This window comes from Allobosea vaviloviae (assembly GCF_001298265.1).
GTDB lineage: Bacteria > Pseudomonadota > Alphaproteobacteria > Rhizobiales > Beijerinckiaceae > Allobosea > Allobosea vaviloviae_B.
Genome location: NZ_LGSZ01000031.1, coordinates 175,610 through 191,313, shown reverse-complemented (window position 1 = coordinate 191,313; position 15,704 = coordinate 175,610). Strand labels below are relative to the sequence as shown.

Genomic DNA, 15,704 nt, shown 5'->3' with positions numbered 1-15,704 from the left:
GGCGAGCTCGCTGGCAGGAGCGAGACCCCTGCGCCCGGGCCATGACAGTTCGATGACGCTGCCTGCCTGCCTCAGTCGTTGTGGGCGGTTCGCTGCGGGATCTTCGCCGGCGGGGCGATGCGCAGCGCCGTGCCGCCGGCCGCCTTGGGCGCACGCGAACCCGCCGAGGTTGCCGGCGCCTTGCCTCTTGCGACCTTCGGCTCGCCGCCACGCCATGTGCGGGCACCGATGTCGAAGCGGCCCTCGCGCCAGGCGGTGAACTCATGCTCGGAGCCGAAAAAGGCATTGCGGTCGACGTCGCCGGTGATGCCCGGCACGCGGCCAGTCGTGGTGAACTGCCAGAATTCCCATTTTTCGCGGTTGTAGCGATGCTTCAGCGGCGCTGCGGTCGAGCGCAGCCAGTAGGGATAGTCGTTGAGCTCGCCCTCGAGGATGTCCTCGTGGAAGTTGATGTCGGTGTAAATGATCGGCTTCTTGCCGGTGTGCGCCTGCAAGGCCGCGAGCATGATGCGCATCTTTTCAAGGGCATCCTCGCGCGAGACCTTGCGGTCGCATTGCGAGCCGTTCTGCCATTCGACGTCGAGCACGGGCGGCAGCGCGTCGGGGTCGCGCGGGATGTGGCGCTTCATCCAGCGGACCTGGTCCTTCGCCGGGCGGCACCACCAGACGAAGTGGTAGGCGCCGCGTGCGATGCCGGCCTTCTTCGCCTCGGACCAGTTGCGGCGGAAATTCGGATCGAGATGGTCGCCGCCCTCGGTGGCCTTGATGAAGGCGAAGCGCGTGCCGGCGTCCTTGACCTTGTCCCAGTCGATCTCGCCCTGCCAGCGCGAGACGTCGATGCCCTGGATGGCCTGTCGACGTGCCTCGCGGACGCCGTGATGCGGCGCGGAATCGCTCTTCTTGGGGTAAAGCGCAGCGGCGGGCGTCGACAGCAACGTCAGCAGGCCGCCGAGCGCGATGGCGCCGTATCGCGTCCGCCCCAGAATCGTCGTCCGCTCCAAGAACCGAGATGGCACCGGCAACTCCTTGTCCCGCTTCGTCCTTCGAGATGCGGATGCGACGGTTAAGAGCCGGTTAGATTTGGATCAAACGCGCCGGGCTTGTTTCAGCTTTGGTTAACCCGGCAGGCCATGGCCGCCGCCGCAGGCGCTCAATCGGCCTGCGCTGTCTCGTCGTCGGGCGGCTGGAACGACGACGCGATCGGCGCGATGCTGCCCGGAATCCGCGCGGTGGCAGGAGTCGGTGCCGCAGGTCGCTCGGGACCCGGGCTCGGCTGCGGCGGCACGGGCTTGGGCTTGTCCCAGCGGCGCGTGCCGATGTCGAACTCGCCCTGGCGCCAGCCGTCGAACTGGCCCTCATTGCCGAAGAAGGCGTTGCGATCGACATCGCCCTTGATGCCGGGCACGCGGCCGGTGGTGGTGAACTGCCAGAAGGCCCAGGGCCGCTCGGTGTAGCGGGCCTCGGGCAGGGCGGCGGTCGAGCGGATCCAGTAGGGGTAGTTGTTGAACTGGCCCTCCAGCACGTCCTTGTGGAAGGTGATGTCGGTATAGATGATCGGCTTCTTGCCGGTGAGCTGTTCGAGCTCGGTCAGCATCAGCTGGATCTTCTCCAGCGCCAGCGAGCGGTCGATCTTCTGCGGGCAGGTCTTCGAATGGCCGTTCCATTCGACGTCGAGCACAGGTGGCAAGGCGTCGGGATCGTTGGGAATCTGCTGCTTGAACCAGAGCGCCTGTTCATGGGCCGGACGGCACCAGAAAACGAAGTGATAGGCGCCGCGCGGGATGCCGGCGCGGCGCGCGCCCTCCCAGTTGCGCTGAAAGGCCGGATCGATGTGGTCGCCGCCCTCGGTCGCTTTCATGTAGACGAAACGGGTTCCAGCGCCTTTGACGGCGGTCCAGTCGATCTCGCCCTGCCAGCGCGAGATGTCGATCCCGTGAATCGGGTAGGTGTGCGCCTGCGCGACGCCGGGATGCGGGCGTGCATCGCCCTTGGCCGGATAGTTGCCCTCCAGCGCGACGCAACCGCCGAGGACCGCGAAAGCCGCAGCGGCGAGGAGGGACAAGGGCTGGACGATTTTCATGCGGCGGGACGTCATGTCGCGCAAGATCGTGGAGAAAACTTGACGGCGGGTTTACGTTACCGAAATCGGTCCAGCCGGGAGGGCTGCTGCGTCAGCATGCCTCGCGTCAGCGATGCGCGAGCCAGATCGCTGCGACGCCCAGGAACGAGAAGAAGCCGACGACGTCCGTGACGGTCGTGACAAAGGTCCCGGACGCTATCGCCGGGTCGACTTCATAGCGGTCGAGCACGACGGGGATGACGACGCCAGCGATCGCTGCCGCGAGCAGGTTGACCACCATGGCGATGGCGATGACGACGCCGAGGCCCTGGCTGCCGAACCAGAGGGCAGCGACCACGCCGGTGATCAGCGCGAAGCCCACGCCGTTGATCAGCCCGACGATCATCTCGCGAGTGAAGAAGCGGCGCATGTTCCAGGCGCCGAGTTCCTGCGTCGCCAGCGCCCGCACCGCGACCGTCATCGTCTGCGTGGCGGCGTTGCCGCCCTGGCTCGCCACCACCGGCGCCAGGATCGCGAGCGCCACGACCTGGGAGAGCTGTGCTTCGAACAGGCTCATCACGGCCGCGGCGAGAAACGAGGTCACCAGGTTGATGAAGAGCCAGCTGAAGCGGCTGCGGGCGATCAGCGGCACCGGGTCGGAGAGCTCTTCGTCGGCGCGCACGCCGCCGAGCTGCTTGACGTCGTCGTCGGCCGCTTCCTCGATCACGTCGACGATGTCGTCGATGGTGATCACGCCGACCAGACGCCCGGCGTCGTCGACGACGGGCGTCGCGATCAGGTTGTAGCGCTGGAACATGCGCGCCACGTCCTCGATGTCGTCCGTCGCCTTCACGGCGCGGCTGTCCTCGTCGACAAGGGTCGAGATCGCCACAGGGCGCTTGTTGCGCAGCAGCCGGTCGAGCGGCACCGAGCCGACGAAGTGATGGGCCGGGTCGGCGACCAGGATCTCGAAGAACCGCTCGGGCAGATTGTCGGTCTGGCGCAGATGGTCGATCGTCTGGCCGACGTTCCAGAAGGCGGGCACGGCGAGGATTTCGCTCTGCATGCGCCGGCCGGCGCTGTCCTCGGGATAATCCAGGCCCTGCTGCAGGACGATGCGCTCAGCCGGCGTCAGCCGGTCGAGGACCTCCTTCTTGTCGGCGTCGTCGAGGTCCTCGAGGATGTAGACGGCATCGTCGGTGTCGAGGTCGCGCACGCCCTCGGCCACGGTCTGCGCCGAGAGCTCCTCGAGAATCTCCTCACGGACCGAATCGTCGACCTCGGTCAGGGCGGTGAAGTCGAAGTCGGCGCCGAGCAGAGAGATCAGCCGCGGCCGCTCTTCGGTATCCAGCGCCTCGAGCAGCGCGCCGAGATCCGCCTCGTGCATATCGGCGACGACGGCGCGCAGCGTCGTCAGGTCCGACAGCAGCAGCGCCTGCGAAACCTGTTCGACCAGTGCGGAATCGATTGCCCCATCCTCGTCGCGGATTGGGCGTTCGAGCGTGTCGCCGGAAGCCTTGTGGGTGTCCGTCATCGGCCCGCTCCGCCATTCGAGTGTCGATCAGAGGTGGATTCGGCGAGAGGTGCCGGTCGCTCTTGTGTCAGCGACCCCGCGCTGTTGCAACGCAGCAAGGCGGAATCGCGGCGAAAACCATGCGGCGAGGGCCCGAAACGCGAACGGCGACCCTTGCGGATCGCCGTTCGCCGGGCTGGTGCCCCAATCTGGTGCGGTCAAGAGGACTCGAACCTCCACGGGTCTCCCCGCTACCACCTCAAGGTAGTGCGTCTACCAATTCCGCCATGACCGCGACGGCTCCGGCAATCCGCACTGAGGCGGTGAACTCCGGAGCGGCGCGGGTCTAGCAAATCGAATCCCTCGCCACAAGGGCATTGCGAAGGAAAAGGCGATCAGGCGGCCGCAGCGACGCTCTGAAGGGTGTAGACCGTCGGCCGTTTCAGCATCTGCGTGATCTCGACGGAGATGCGCGAGCCGCTGACGACGACGATTCCCTTGGCGAAGGGGTGATTGTTGGCGAGAATCTGGACCTCGTCGGTCTCGCTGGCATTGAGTTCGATGATCGCGCCACGGCCCATGCGCAGCAATTTGTAGATCGGCATCCGGGCGGAGCCGAGCACGACGGTGAGTTCGACAGGTACGAGATCGAGATCGGCCTTCAAGTCCTGCCTCCGGAACACCACTTGAGAATCGCTACAACGAAACTTGCCTGCTGCCCTTTCAGGGAGCATGAGGCTGGCCGCCGCTTCGATGTCGAGGTTGGGCCAAACAGGGTTAATGCGCAGTGAAGACGCGCGAGGCGCTTGCCGAATTGTTCCTCAGCTCTGCCGGCTCCGCGCCGGTCGAATGGGTCGTGGCAGAGGGCCTCGTCGGCTATGACGACGCCGTCGCCGAGATGGAGATGCGGGCCGGGCTGATCGCCGACGGGCTGGCCCGCGAGCGGGTCTGGCTGGTCGAGCACCCGCCGCTCTACACCGCCGGCACCTCGGCCAGGGACGAGGATTTGATCGCGCCGGACCGATTCCCGGTGCATCGCAGCGGCCGGGGCGGGCAGTTTACCTATCACGGGCCGGGCCAGCGCGTGGCCTATGTCATGCTCGATCTGAAGCGGCGGGAGCCCGATCTCCGGCGATTCGTCGCGGCGCTCGAATCCTGGCTGATCGCCACGCTCGACGGCTTCAACATCCGGGGCGAGCGGCGCGAGCACCGCGTCGGCGTCTGGGTGCGCCGGCCGGAGAAGGCGGCTGGACCATCAGGAGCATCCGCCGAGGACAAGATCGCCGCGATCGGCATTCGCGTGCGGCGCTGGGTCTCGTTCCACGGCATTTCACTCAATGTTGAGCCTGATCTGTCGCATTTCGACGGCATCGTACCCTGCGGCGTCAGCGAGCATGGCGTGACCTCGCTCGTCGACCTCGGGCTGCCGCTGACGATGGCGGATGTCGATGCCGAGTTGCGTGCGCAGTTCGAGCGCATCTTCGGGCCGACAATCGTTCCCTGAGCGGCGCGAAACGCCCAGTTTACCTCCCGTTGACCAAGCCCGCCCATCCTGCCCGTCACGGACAGACGGAGAGGGAAGGGACGATCATGACCAAATTCATGCTCGCGGCCGCCGTTGCGGCGTGCCTTGGGGCCTGCACCAATACCGACCAGCGCATCGCCGGCGCGGCGGCGGGGGCCGGGGCCGGCGCGATCGTGCTGGGGCCGATCGGGGCGGTTGCAGGCGGCGCGATCGGGGCCGTGGCGGGGCCGAGCGTGACCGGCTCGATCAACAAGGCCAGAGAATAGCCCCCCGGACGGCATTGCGGATTTTCGCTTGCCCCTGTGAGCATCCGCGCCGGTTGGCGTTTGCGCCGCGCCGCGCCATAACCCGGCAAGAACAATTCGCCTGGGAGCGCGCGCCGTGCCGGTCATCGAGAGCAAGGTCGATCTGAATTCGGCCGAGACGCGCGCCAACGCCCAGGCCTGGGCGGTTTTGCGGTCCGAACTCGAGGAGCGGCGCACTGCGGCCGCGCTCGGCGGCAATGCCAGGTCGCGCGAGCGCCACACGGCGCGCGGCAAGCTTTTACCGCGGGAGCGCGTGCTGCGCCTGCTCGATCCGGGCTCTGCCTTCCTCGAGATCGGAACGCTTGCCGCCTTCGGGATGTATGAGGGCGATGTCCATGGCGCCGGCATGATCGCCGGCATCGGCCGCGTCGCGGGCCGCGAATGCATGGTCGTCTGCAACGATGCCACCATCAAGGGCGGCACCTATTACCCGATGACGGTGAAGAAGCATCTCCGCGCCCAGGAGATCGCGGCCGAGAACCGCTTGCCCTGCATCTATCTGGTCGATTCCGGCGGCGCCAACCTGCCGCACCAGACCGAGGTCTTTCCGGATCGCGAGCATTTCGGCCGGATCTTCTACAACCAGGCCAATCTCTCGGCGCAAGGCATTCCGCAGGTCGCGGTGGTAATGGGCTCCTGTACCGCCGGCGGCGCCTATGTCCCGGCGATGTCGGACGAGACGATCATCGTCAGGAAGCAGGGCACGATTTTTCTCGGCGGGCCGCCCTTGGTGAAGGCCGCGACCGGCGAGGTCGTCTCGGCCGAGGATCTCGGCGGCGCCGATGTCCATGCGCGCCTGTCGGGCGTCGCCGATCATTATGCCGGCGACGATACCCATGCGCTGGCGATCGCGCGGCGCATCGCCGGCAATCTCAACAGCGTCAAGCGGCCCGATCTCGACATCGCCGAGTCGGTCGAGCCGTTGTACCCGGTCGAAGAGCTCGAAGCGGTTGTGCCTACCGATCTCAAGAAGCAGTACGACATCCGCGAGGTCATCGCGCGGCTGGTCGACGGCTCCGAGTTCGACGAGTTCAAGAAGCTCTACGGCACCACGCTGATCACCGGCTTTGCCCGCATCCACGGCATTCCCGTCGGCATCATCGCCAATAACGGCATCCTGTTCTCCGAAAGCGCGCTGAAGGGCGCGCATTTCATCGAACTGTGCTGCCAGCGGAGGATCCCGCTGCTGTTCCTGCAGAACATCACCGGCTTCATGGTCGGGCGGGACTTCGAGACGCGCGGCATCGCCAAGGACGGGGCGAAGCTCGTCACCGCCGTCGCCTCGGCGCGGGTGCCCAAGATCACCGTTCTGGTCGGCGGCTCATTCGGGGCGGGCAATTACGGCATGTGCGGCCGGGCCTACAGCCCGCGCTTCCTGTTCACCTGGCCCAATTCCCGGATCTCGGTGATGGGCGGCGAGCAGGCGGCGAGCGTGCTCGCCACCGTCCGCCGCGACAATCTCGAGGCCGAGGGCAAGGCCTGGTCGGCTGCCGAGGAGGAGGCCTTCAAGGCGCCGATCCGCGAGAGCTACGAGGCGGAAGGCTCGCCCTATCACGCCACCGCCCGGCTCTGGGACGACGGCATCATCCTGCCCTCCGAAACCCGCCGCGTGCTGGCGCTGGCCTTCTCCGCCTGCCTCAACGCGCCGGTGCCGGAGACGAAGTTCGGCGTGTTCCGGATGTAGGCCGTCAGTGCCGGCGCAATGACGGGAGAGGCGTGACCTGATCGCGCGCCGTGCCCTCAGCCCGCGACGCGGCGCGCGGCCGCGTAGCCGACCGCCGAGGCGGTCGCCGTCAGCAGCGTGCCCCAGATCAGGTCGGCAATGGTGACGATCGCGGGCCAGTTCCGCAATGTCGCCTGGTTGGTCAGGTCGTAGGTTGCATAGGCCACGAAGCCGAGCGCGGCGCCGTTGAGCACCGCCTTGCGGAACAGCTGCGCCTCGAGCGCCGGCAGGATCGCGAAGAAGACGATGCCGCCGACATAGATGACATAAAACAGCACGGCGGGCGCCAGCGCGAAGCTGGGGCTGAGCATGTCGCCCAGCAGCGGGCGATACAGCAGGTTTGCCATGGTCGAGAGCCAGACCGCGTCGATCGCGAGAAAGGCGATTGCGGTGGCGGCATAGGCCGTCAGGACGGTTTTCACGGCGTGTCTCCGGTTGGGGTCTGCCAACTCTACGCCGGTGTGCTGCGCGAGGATCACATTGCGTGTGATCGCTGAAACCGCTTGCCGTTCCCGTGCGTATCGGCACTCCAGACACAGTGGAGGCCTATCCATGCATCTGACGTCCGCCTCTCTCAAGTCCGTGCATCTGAAGCCCGCGGCGTCGGCCACCGGCGCGGTCGTCCTGCTGCTTGCGGCGGCGCTCCCGCTTCCCTTGCTCGCCAACGGGGTCGACCCCAGCGGGGTCTGGCTGCGCGACGACGGCAATGCCCGTGTCCGGATCGCGCCCTGCGGCGGCGACATCTGCGCGACCAATCTCTGGATCAAGGACACCAGCGGTGGCGAGGAGGTCGGCGACAAGCTCGTGATGACGCTCAAGCCCGAGGCCGACGGCACGCTGAGCGGCACGGCCTTCGACGCCAAGCGCGACCGCCGCTACGGCATGACGCTGACGGTCAAGCCCGACGGCCTCTCGACACGCGGCTGCATCGCCAGGGTGCTGTGCAAGACGGTGAACTGGACCCCGGCTCAGTAGGGGCGCGCCAGAGCCCGCCCGCGCGCTGGCGCAGACGTATCGAAGCAGAGGCTGGCGGAGCGCCGCGAGGCGCGAGAACAAATCCGCATCCGTTGAGCCAGGATGCGGCGCGGCGGGATTGAGCCACCCGTCGCACGCCCCGTGGCGCTCCGCCTTCGGCGATTTCGGACCTCGGGCCGCGCTTATCGGGTCGGTTGCCGCCGGCACCCTTGGGTCCATGTGACGCCAGTTCGGCTCATCGCCTCGTCGCGTCGAACCCGGCACCGGCGTTGTCGCCGCCGACCGTTCCAGCGAGCTCCTCGCACAGGGACCGTAGTGTCCCCAGGGCGGTGCCCCGAAGCCTCCCGAGTCTGGCGTGTGAGACCAGCCGCAGGCGCCGACCCTCACCCGACCTCTGGCACACCTCCGGATGGCCGCCCCGTTTGGGTGATGGGCGAGGAGAGTATGGGGTGAGGTTTGGAGGGCGGGGATAAGGTTGGCGCCGATATGCCTTTCACGTAATACTGATTCTCGAAGGATGAGTTCGTGATGAAGCTGGAAGGCAAGATTTTCGAAGCACGTCTGGATGCGCAGTCGCAGGGCGACGAGCATATCGGCGCGCGCTTGCGCGAGATCCGCAATCTGGCGGGGATAACTCAAGCCGACCTCGCCGCCCGGCTAAACATCAGCCAGGGCGTCGTCTCCCGCGTTGAGGGTCGCAAGGACATCCTAGTTTCGACCCTGCGCGATTACCTCGCCGCCCTTGGTGCCACATTGCGGATTGACGCGCAGTTCAGCGATGCGGCTGCGCTGGTGACCAGCATGCGCGAGACTTCCTTCCAGTTCGATGCTGTCGACGAGAACCAGCTGCTTCTGCCAATCATCGGCGAGACCCCCTATCCACTGCGGCGGGACGTGGTGTTCAGCATCAAGCCTGAATATTGCGAAGCGATCATTGAGGGCCGAAAGACCATCGAACTGCGCCGCCGATTTCCTGTGACTGCGCCGGTTGGAGCCACGGCGTTCATTTATGCCACCAGCCCTACCCGCGCTCTGCTAGGCCTAGCTGAGATCGGCGAGGTGCACTGTCGCACGCCGCGCGACATCTGGGACCGCTTCTCTGATCGCGCCTGCATAGCGCGCGAAAACTTTGACCGTTATTTCGAGGGCGTTGACAGTGGCGTCGCCATCGAACTCAAGCATGCCCGCCGCCTGCGCCGCCCGCTCGACCTGAGCGAGTTGCGCGAGCGATTTAGTTTCGAACCTCCGCAGTCCTACCTCTACGCGACACCCAAGATGCGGGAAGCGCTACAATATGAGTGCTCCCAAATACCTCATTGATACGAATGTCTTCATCGGCCTCGAGGATCACGCCGAGGTCGTGCCCGTCTTCGCCGCTCTTCAACAGGAGGCGGCACGGTATGGCGTCGGCATCTGCGTCCACGCTGCATCCGTGGACGACATCCAGCGCGACAAGGACGTTGCCCGCCGCCGCGTCTCGCTGAGCAAGATCCAGAAATTCCCGGTCATCGCCAGGGTGATCGGCCTCGACAAAGTAACTCTGGAAGCGCGCTACGGTGCGCTGCGCAAACCCAACGACATCGTCGACGCCACCCTGCTGCACGCCCTGGATATTGGGGTCGTCGACTTCCTGGTCACTCAAGACCAGGGTCTGCACGACCGGGCGCTCCGAGCTTCGGCGGCCTTGGCCAGCCGAGTGCTGCACGTCGCCGACGCCGTCTCCCTGCTGCGCAGTACCTATGCGACTGTCAACGTCAGTCTCCCCGCGGTGCGGGAGGTTGACGCCCACACCATCCCCATCGATGACCCGATCTTTGCGAGCTTGCGCGCCGATTATCCGCTGTTCGACGCATGGTGGCGCGACAAGTGCGTCAGGCCGATGCGAAAGTGCTGGGTCGTGTTGGACGAAGGCCGCATCGCCGGCCTTGTTGTGCGTAAGGACGAAGGGCCGAGCGACACCGACGCCCGGCTCCCGGGCGGCAAGATCCTCAAGGTCTGCACCTTCAAGGTTCGCACCGAGAGCCGCGGAGTGAAACTTGGGGAACTGCTGCTAAAGCAGGTACTCTGGTACGCCCAGTCGAACAAGCACGACGTCGTCTATCTGACGACCTACTCCAGCCAGACGACTCTGATTGGCCTTCTCGAATACTATGGCTTCGCCTATACCTATGACAAACCCAACGGTGAACGGGTTTATGAGAAGGCCCTGCCGCGCGAAAAGCTGGAGGTTACCGACGGCGGATCGCTATTCGACCTCGCTCGGCTAAACTACCCGCGGTTCGCCGCCGGCGCGGGCGTCGACGCTTACGCCATTCCGATAAAGGAAGATTTCCATCGGGTGCTGTTCCCGGAGTTGTTCGAGCAGTCGCAGATGAACCTATTCCCGACATCGGCCGACATCGGTCTTCATCGGCCGGGCAACACCATCCGCAAGGTCTACCTCTGCCGGGCCCAGGCCTGGATCGCCAAGCCCGGTGCTCTGCTATTCTTCTATAAGGGTAAGGCCGCTCTGCCACCGTCGCAGGCGATCACCACCGTTGGCGTATTCGAGGAGATGACCCTCGCGCGTTCAACCGAGGACTTGCGGCGACTGGCCGGGGGGCGATCGGTCTACACCGATGCCCAATTGACGCGCATGGACGCCTCTGCCGACAGGCCGGTGAAGGTCATCAACTTCCTTCTCGCCGGGCATTTCGAGCCGCCGGTCGGACTGGCAGCACTGAAGCGCGATAAGGTTTTCGCTGGGCACCCGCCGCAGTCAATCATGCACCTTGAGCCCCACCAGTTGGCATCGGTTCTCAAGCAGGTGGATCTAGGGTTCGCAGTGTGACGCGCCGGGTAGCACTGCTCGGGCTTTCGGGAGTTGGCAAATCGACGCTCATCGGCCAAGTAGCGGTTCACACACCGCTACTCCACCTACAGGCAAGTAGTCTGATCAAAGCTGAGCAGCAACATCGCACGCAAGCGCCTGACTCCTCCGAAGCCCTACGCACCGGACCAGTGCTCGACAACCAGGCCCTGATGATCGCCTCCTTCGAACGGCTGACCCGGACGACCATCCTGCCGGTTGTGTTTGACGGGCACAGTCTCATAGACAGCTGCGATGGCGTGCTCGAAATCCCAAGCACGGTGTTCGCCGCCCTGAGCCTAGACGCCATCGCTTTCCTGGCCGCCGATCCCGCTAATATCTTCGAGCGTCGCCGTCTCGACGCTGGACGCGAACGCCCTGCTCGGGACTTGGTGACCCTCGCCCAGCACCAGAGCCTCGCCGAAACCGCTGCGCGGCGGATCGCCAACGACATCGGCCGGCCGTTTCATCTGCTCGATTGCGATCCGACAGAGCGCCTTGCTGAGTTACTCGCCGGTTAGTCGGCTGGATTAGCTCAACTTGCTTCGCTATCCGAGTGCCGTGTGTTGACCGTGCGGTCTGTGCCGAGAACCAATCGGCCATTGATGGCGCGAGCAGGATCGACCTGTTGGGTTCGGTCATGTCCGATGTCGGCAACAGCCCGAATGACCGCTCGCCACGCTACTCCGCCGCCTCCTCTGTACCTTCGCCCCCTTGATCGGCCGGCGCTCCAGCACCTCCCTTGAGGAACCGCGCGGTATGCCCCCTTCCCAACCCGCACGATCTCTTCCGGCGTCCTTTGCGCCATGCCCATGCCGCCGCCTTCGCCGCCTTCCGGCCCTAAGTCGATCACCCAGTCGGCCGTCTTCACCACGTCGAGGTTGTGCTCGATCACCGCGACGGAATTGCCCTGCTCGACCAGTTCGTGCAGCAACTCCATCAGCTTGGCGACGTCGTGGACATGCAGGCCGTGGCCGGCTCGTCCAGGCTGTCGGGGGCGGCGGCCGGTGGCTCGCTTGGAGAGCTCCTTGGAGAGCTTGAGGCGCTGGGCCTCGCCGCCGACGCCGTGCTGGCGCGCGACGCCTTCGCCATATGTCACGCACAACACCCACCCCACGAAAGCCTGTTCCGCCGCGCGCCGCCGCTGCTATGCTCCGACCTTCATTCAATCGGTTGAAGCCGAAGAAACGACGAGGATACGCCATGCCTTCCGCCAGCAGTCCTGCTCACAACAAGGTCGCCATCATCACCGGAGCCGGATCGGGCGTCGGCCGCTCCGTGGCGCTCGCCTTCCTGAAAGACGGCTACCGCACCGTGCTGGCCGGCCGCCGGCTCGATGCGCTGGAGGAGACGATTTCGCTGTCGGGCGTGCCCGCATCGCAGGCGCTCGCCGTCTCGACCGACGTCACCGATCCGGCCTCCGTGCAGGCGCTGTTTGCCGCGACCAAGCAGGCCTTCGGCCGGGTCGACGTGCTGTTCAACAATGCCGGCGTCAATGCGCCCGGCGGGATCATGCTGGAGGATCTCTCGCTGGCGGACTGGCAGAAGGTCGTCGACACCAACCTGACAGGGCCTTTCCTGTGCACGCAGGCCGCCTTCAAGGCGATGCGGGACCAGCAGCCGCAGGGCGGGCGCATCATCAACAACGGCTCGATCTCGGCCCATGCGCCGCGGCCCAATTCCGTCGCCTATACCGCGACCAAGCACGCCATCACCGGCCTGACCAAGACCGCCGCGCTGGACGGGCGCAAATACGGCATCGCGGTCGGCCAGGTCGATATCGGCAATGCGCTGACCGAGATGGCGCGCAAGATGACCACCGGCGTGCCGCAGGCCGACGGCTCGATCAAGGTCGAGCCGGTGATGGATGTCGACAATGTCGCCACCACCGTGCTGCACATGGCGAGCCTGCCGCCGGAGGCCAACGTGCTGTTCGTCACGGTGATGGCGACGAACGCGCCGTTCGTCGGGCGCGGGTGAGGGGGCTGCTGGGCGCGGACGTCATGCTCGGGCTTGACCCGAGCATCTCTTCGACGAGATTCTCGGGTCTGCGCTTCGCTACGCCCGAGAATGACGGCTTGGTAGCCCCGCATGAGTGAGCATCTTCCCGTCTCGCCGCGCGTCGCCCGTGCCTACACCCTCACCATCTGGGGGATTGCGCTGTCGATCCTCGTCTTCGCGGTCGGGGTCGTCGTCTGGGCTCTTGTCGTCGGCAATGCGCAGCTGTTCAAGGACGGCGTCGACTGGGTCTATGACGTCGCGCTCTACGGTATCGCGGCCGTGGTCTTCGGCCGCGATCCGCGGGCCGAAAAACTCGCGGCGCTCGCCATCGGCGCCGTGATGGCGGTGGCGGGGCTGCACACGCTCTATGACCTCTGGGACAAGATCGCCGTGCCGCGCCCCATCGAGATCTGGACGCTGGGGTTTTCGGCGGCGAGCGCGGTCGTCGTAGCGGTTGCGATCGTCGGCGTGCTCTGGCGCTTCCGGGCCGAGGGCAATCCGGTGATCAAGGCAACCTGGCTGTCCTCGCGCAACGACGTGATCTCGACGACGGGCTTCGCGCTGGTCGGGTTGTTGGCCCGCGTCGCGCCGGTGCGCTGGCCGGAATATCTCTTCGATGTCGTCGTCGCCGGCATCTGCTTCCAGGCGACATGGGCGATCTGGCGCTCGCTGAAGACGGCGCCTGCCGATCCGGCTGTGCAGAACAAGGCCGCGACAGGGCAGGTGGGCGGGCTATAAAGGCGGCACGCCTTGTCAGGACATTGCCCATGTCGATCGCCGAAAAGCTGCCCTCCATCCTGATCGCCAATCGCGGCGAGATCGCCTGTCGCGTGATCCGCACCGCGAGCCGGCTGGGCCTGCGCACCATCGCGGTCTATTCGGAGGCCGATGCGGAGGCGCTGTTCGTGCAGATGGCCGACGAGGCCTATCCGATCGGCCCCGCACCGGCCCGCGAGAGCTATCTCGACGCCGGCAAGATCCTGGCAGTGGCGAAGCAGGCGGGCGCCGCCTGCATCCATCCGGGCTATGGCTTCCTCTCCGAGAATGCCGATTTCGCCGAGGCCTGTGCGCAGGCCGGCATCGTCTTCGTCGGCCCGCCAGCCTCGGCGATCCGCGCGATGGGATTGAAGGACGCCGCCAAGGCCTTGGTCGAACAGGCGAATGTGCCGGTGGTGCCGGGCTATCACGGCGCCGAGCAGGGCGTCGATTTCCTCAGCAAGGAGGCGCAGCGTATCGGCTATCCCGTGCTGATCAAGGCGGTCGCGGGCGGCGGCGGCAAGGGCATGAGACGCGTCGATCGGCCCGAGGATTTCGCCGATGCGCTGACCAGCGCCCAGCGCGAGGGACAAAGCGCGTTTGGCGATGCGCGCGTGCTGGTCGAGAAATATGTGCTCTCGCCGCGCCATGTCGAAATCCAGGTCTTCGGCGACAGCCATGGCAATGTCGTCCATCTCTATGAGCGCGACTGCTCGCTGCAGCGCCGCCACCAGAAGGTGATCGAGGAGGCGCCGGCGCCGGGCATGATCGACGAGGTCCGCGCCGCCATGGGCAAGGCCGCGACGGAGGCCGCCAAGGCGGTCGGCTATGTCGGCGCCGGCACGGTCGAGTTCATCGCCGACGGGCGAGACGGGCTGAGACCCGACGGCTTCTGGTTCATGGAGATGAACACGCGCCTCCAGGTCGAGCATCCCGTGACGGAGGCGATCACCGGGCTCGATCTGGTCGAGCTGCAGCTGCAGGTCGCGGCCGGGGAGCCCCTGGGTTTCTCGCAAGCGGATGTGAAAGCCACAGGCCATGCCGTCGAGGCCAGGCTCTATGCCGAGGATCCTGAGAAGGGCTTCCTGCCCTCCACCGGCAAGCTCTGGGCGCTGCAGTTTCCCGAAAGCGAAGGCATCCGGATCGATACCGGGGTCGAGGCCGGCGATATGGTGACGCCGTTCTACGATCCGATGATCGCCAAGATCATCGCCCATGGCGCGACGCGGACCGAGGCGCTCGACCGGCTCGGCGCGGCGCTCGGCGACACCGTGGTGGCCGGCCCACGCACCAATCTCGCCTTCCTGAAGAGGCTGACGGAGGCGCAAGGCTTTCGCGAGGGTCCCTTCGACACTGGCTTCATCGAGCGCAATAGCGCGGCGCTGGGGGCGCAGCCGCAGCCACTCGATGCGGCGGCGGTGGCGGCCGCTGCGCTCCAGCTCGAGGAGGAGCGTCAGCTTGCCGGCCTGATGCAGGCGGCGGAGCGGGCCGATGGCGAGGCGCGCTCGCCCTGGCTCGATGCGGACGCGTTTTCGCTGATGCCGCGTCCGGCGCTGGGCCTGCCGCTGCTGGTCGATGGCGTGCGGGTCGAGGCGCAGATCGAATGGCATGAGGAGGGCGCCCGCGTCAGCCTGCCCGGCCATGAGATCGACGAGGGCGAGCACGAGATCGCACTGGCGCAGGCGGAGCGTGGCACCTGGCTGGCGCTGCATCGCGGCCGGCAGACATCCGTTGCGCTGTTCGATCCGTTTAGTGTCGATCTCGATGCGGCCGCGGGGTCGGGCGGCATCATCAAGGCGCCTATGCATGGCAAGCTGATCGCGCTCTTCGTGTCCGCCGGAGATGCGGTGGTGAAGGGCCAACGGCTCGCCATCGTCGAGGCGATGAAGATGGAGCATGTGCTGGTGGCGCCGCGCGACGGCACCGTCAGCGAGGTCGCGGGCGAGCCGGGTGCGCAAGTGGCTGAGGGTGCGAAGGTGGTTGTGCTGGGGGAGTGAGG

General features: G+C 66.2%; 15 protein-coding genes, 1 tRNA gene and 1 pseudogene. 10 read left to right on the top strand and 7 right to left on the bottom strand.

Annotated elements, in window-relative coordinates; translation table 11 throughout:
* Window positions 1-71 precede the first annotated feature (71 nt).
* The 5 genes from AE618_RS09735 to AE618_RS09715 form a co-directional block, all read right to left on the bottom strand.
* Complete coding sequence (locus AE618_RS09735) at window positions 72-1,016, bottom strand: glycoside hydrolase family 25 protein (RefSeq protein ID WP_248310809.1); 945 nt, start codon at window positions 1,014-1,016, stop codon at window positions 72-74.
* Between the two features lie 134 nt (window positions 1,017-1,150).
* A complete protein-coding gene (locus tag AE618_RS09730; protein WP_082365135.1) occupies window positions 1,151-2,095 on the bottom strand; it encodes a glycoside hydrolase family 25 protein in 945 nt (314 codons plus the stop codon).
* A 91-nt stretch (window positions 2,096-2,186) separates the two neighbouring features.
* Window positions 2,187-3,593: a magnesium transporter gene (gene mgtE / locus AE618_RS09725; RefSeq protein WP_054208849.1), complete on the bottom strand. Its 1,407-nt coding sequence runs from the start codon at window positions 3,591-3,593 to the stop codon at window positions 2,187-2,189.
* 189 nt (window positions 3,594-3,782) lie between these two features.
* Window positions 3,783-3,867 (bottom strand) — tRNA-Leu (locus tag AE618_RS09720).
* Between the two features lie 100 nt (window positions 3,868-3,967).
* Entirely contained in the window at window positions 3,968-4,237 is a 270-nt protein-coding gene (locus AE618_RS09715) for a FliM/FliN family flagellar motor switch protein (protein ID WP_054208848.1), read from the bottom strand.
* A gap of 122 nt (window positions 4,238-4,359) precedes the next feature.
* Between AE618_RS09715 and lipB the strand changes: the two genes are divergently transcribed.
* The 3 genes from lipB to AE618_RS09700 all read left to right on the top strand — a co-directional run bounded on the left by lipB (window position 4,360) and on the right by AE618_RS09700 (window position 7,086).
* Window positions 4,360-5,076: a lipoyl(octanoyl) transferase LipB gene (gene lipB, locus AE618_RS09710; RefSeq protein WP_054208847.1), complete on the top strand. Its 717-nt coding sequence runs from the start codon at window positions 4,360-4,362 to the stop codon at window positions 5,074-5,076.
* An 86-nt stretch (window positions 5,077-5,162) separates the two neighbouring features.
* Window positions 5,163-5,363, top strand: coding sequence for a hypothetical protein (locus AE618_RS09705; protein ID WP_054208846.1), 201 nt, complete (start codon window positions 5,163-5,165; stop codon window positions 5,361-5,363).
* A 115-nt stretch (window positions 5,364-5,478) separates the two neighbouring features.
* On the top strand, window positions 5,479-7,086 hold the full coding sequence (locus tag AE618_RS09700) for a carboxyl transferase domain-containing protein (protein ID WP_054208845.1): 1,608 nt from the start codon (window positions 5,479-5,481) through the stop codon (window positions 7,084-7,086).
* A gap of 56 nt (window positions 7,087-7,142) precedes the next feature.
* Here AE618_RS09700 and AE618_RS09695 read toward each other — a convergent pair whose 3' ends face one another.
* Entirely contained in the window at window positions 7,143-7,547 is a 405-nt protein-coding gene (locus AE618_RS09695; protein ID WP_054208844.1) for a DUF2177 family protein, read from the bottom strand.
* Between the two features lie 130 nt (window positions 7,548-7,677).
* Here AE618_RS09695 and AE618_RS09690 point away from each other — a divergent pair, with 130 nt between their 5' ends.
* The 4 genes from AE618_RS09690 to AE618_RS27270 all read left to right on the top strand — a co-directional run bounded on the left by AE618_RS09690 (window position 7,678) and on the right by AE618_RS27270 (window position 11,469).
* Entirely contained in the window at window positions 7,678-8,100 is a 423-nt protein-coding gene (locus AE618_RS09690) for a DUF2147 domain-containing protein (RefSeq protein ID WP_082365133.1), read from the top strand.
* A 528-nt stretch (window positions 8,101-8,628) separates the two neighbouring features.
* Window positions 8,629-9,420 carry a helix-turn-helix domain-containing protein gene (locus AE618_RS09685; protein WP_054208843.1) on the top strand — a complete coding sequence of 264 codons (792 nt, stop codon included), beginning with the start codon at window positions 8,629-8,631 and terminating at the stop codon, window positions 9,418-9,420.
* A complete protein-coding gene (locus tag AE618_RS09680; protein WP_054208842.1) occupies window positions 9,395-10,930 on the top strand; it encodes a GNAT family N-acetyltransferase in 1,536 nt (511 codons plus the stop codon). Before AE618_RS09685 ends, AE618_RS09680 begins: the two co-directional genes overlap by 26 nt.
* Complete coding sequence (locus tag AE618_RS27270; protein WP_197280736.1) at window positions 10,927-11,469, top strand: ATP-binding protein; 543 nt, start codon at window positions 10,927-10,929, stop codon at window positions 11,467-11,469. The genes AE618_RS09680 and AE618_RS27270 overlap by 4 nt, the downstream gene beginning before the upstream one ends.
* A 117-nt stretch (window positions 11,470-11,586) precedes the next feature.
* On the opposite strand, the pseudogene AE618_RS27265 reads toward AE618_RS27270, so the two are convergent.
* Window positions 11,587-12,008, bottom strand: a pseudogene (locus AE618_RS27265) (excinuclease ABC subunit UvrA); the annotation flags it as partial.
* 143 nt (window positions 12,009-12,151) lie between these two features.
* Here AE618_RS27265 and AE618_RS09665 point away from each other — a divergent pair.
* From AE618_RS09665 to AE618_RS09655, 3 genes are all read left to right on the top strand, one after another.
* The gene (locus tag AE618_RS09665) at window positions 12,152-12,928 is read left to right on the top strand and encodes an SDR family oxidoreductase (RefSeq protein WP_054208839.1); all 777 of its coding nucleotides are present in this window, start codon (window positions 12,152-12,154) and stop codon (window positions 12,926-12,928) included.
* 111 nt (window positions 12,929-13,039) lie between these two features.
* The gene (locus AE618_RS09660) at window positions 13,040-13,687 is read left to right on the top strand and encodes a cation transporter (protein ID WP_054208838.1); all 648 of its coding nucleotides are present in this window, start codon (window positions 13,040-13,042) and stop codon (window positions 13,685-13,687) included.
* Window positions 13,688-13,716: 29 nt separating this feature from the next.
* Window positions 13,717-15,702, top strand: coding sequence for an acetyl/propionyl/methylcrotonyl-CoA carboxylase subunit alpha (locus AE618_RS09655; protein WP_054208837.1), 1,986 nt, complete (start codon window positions 13,717-13,719; stop codon window positions 15,700-15,702).
* Window positions 15,703-15,704 lie beyond the last annotated feature (2 nt).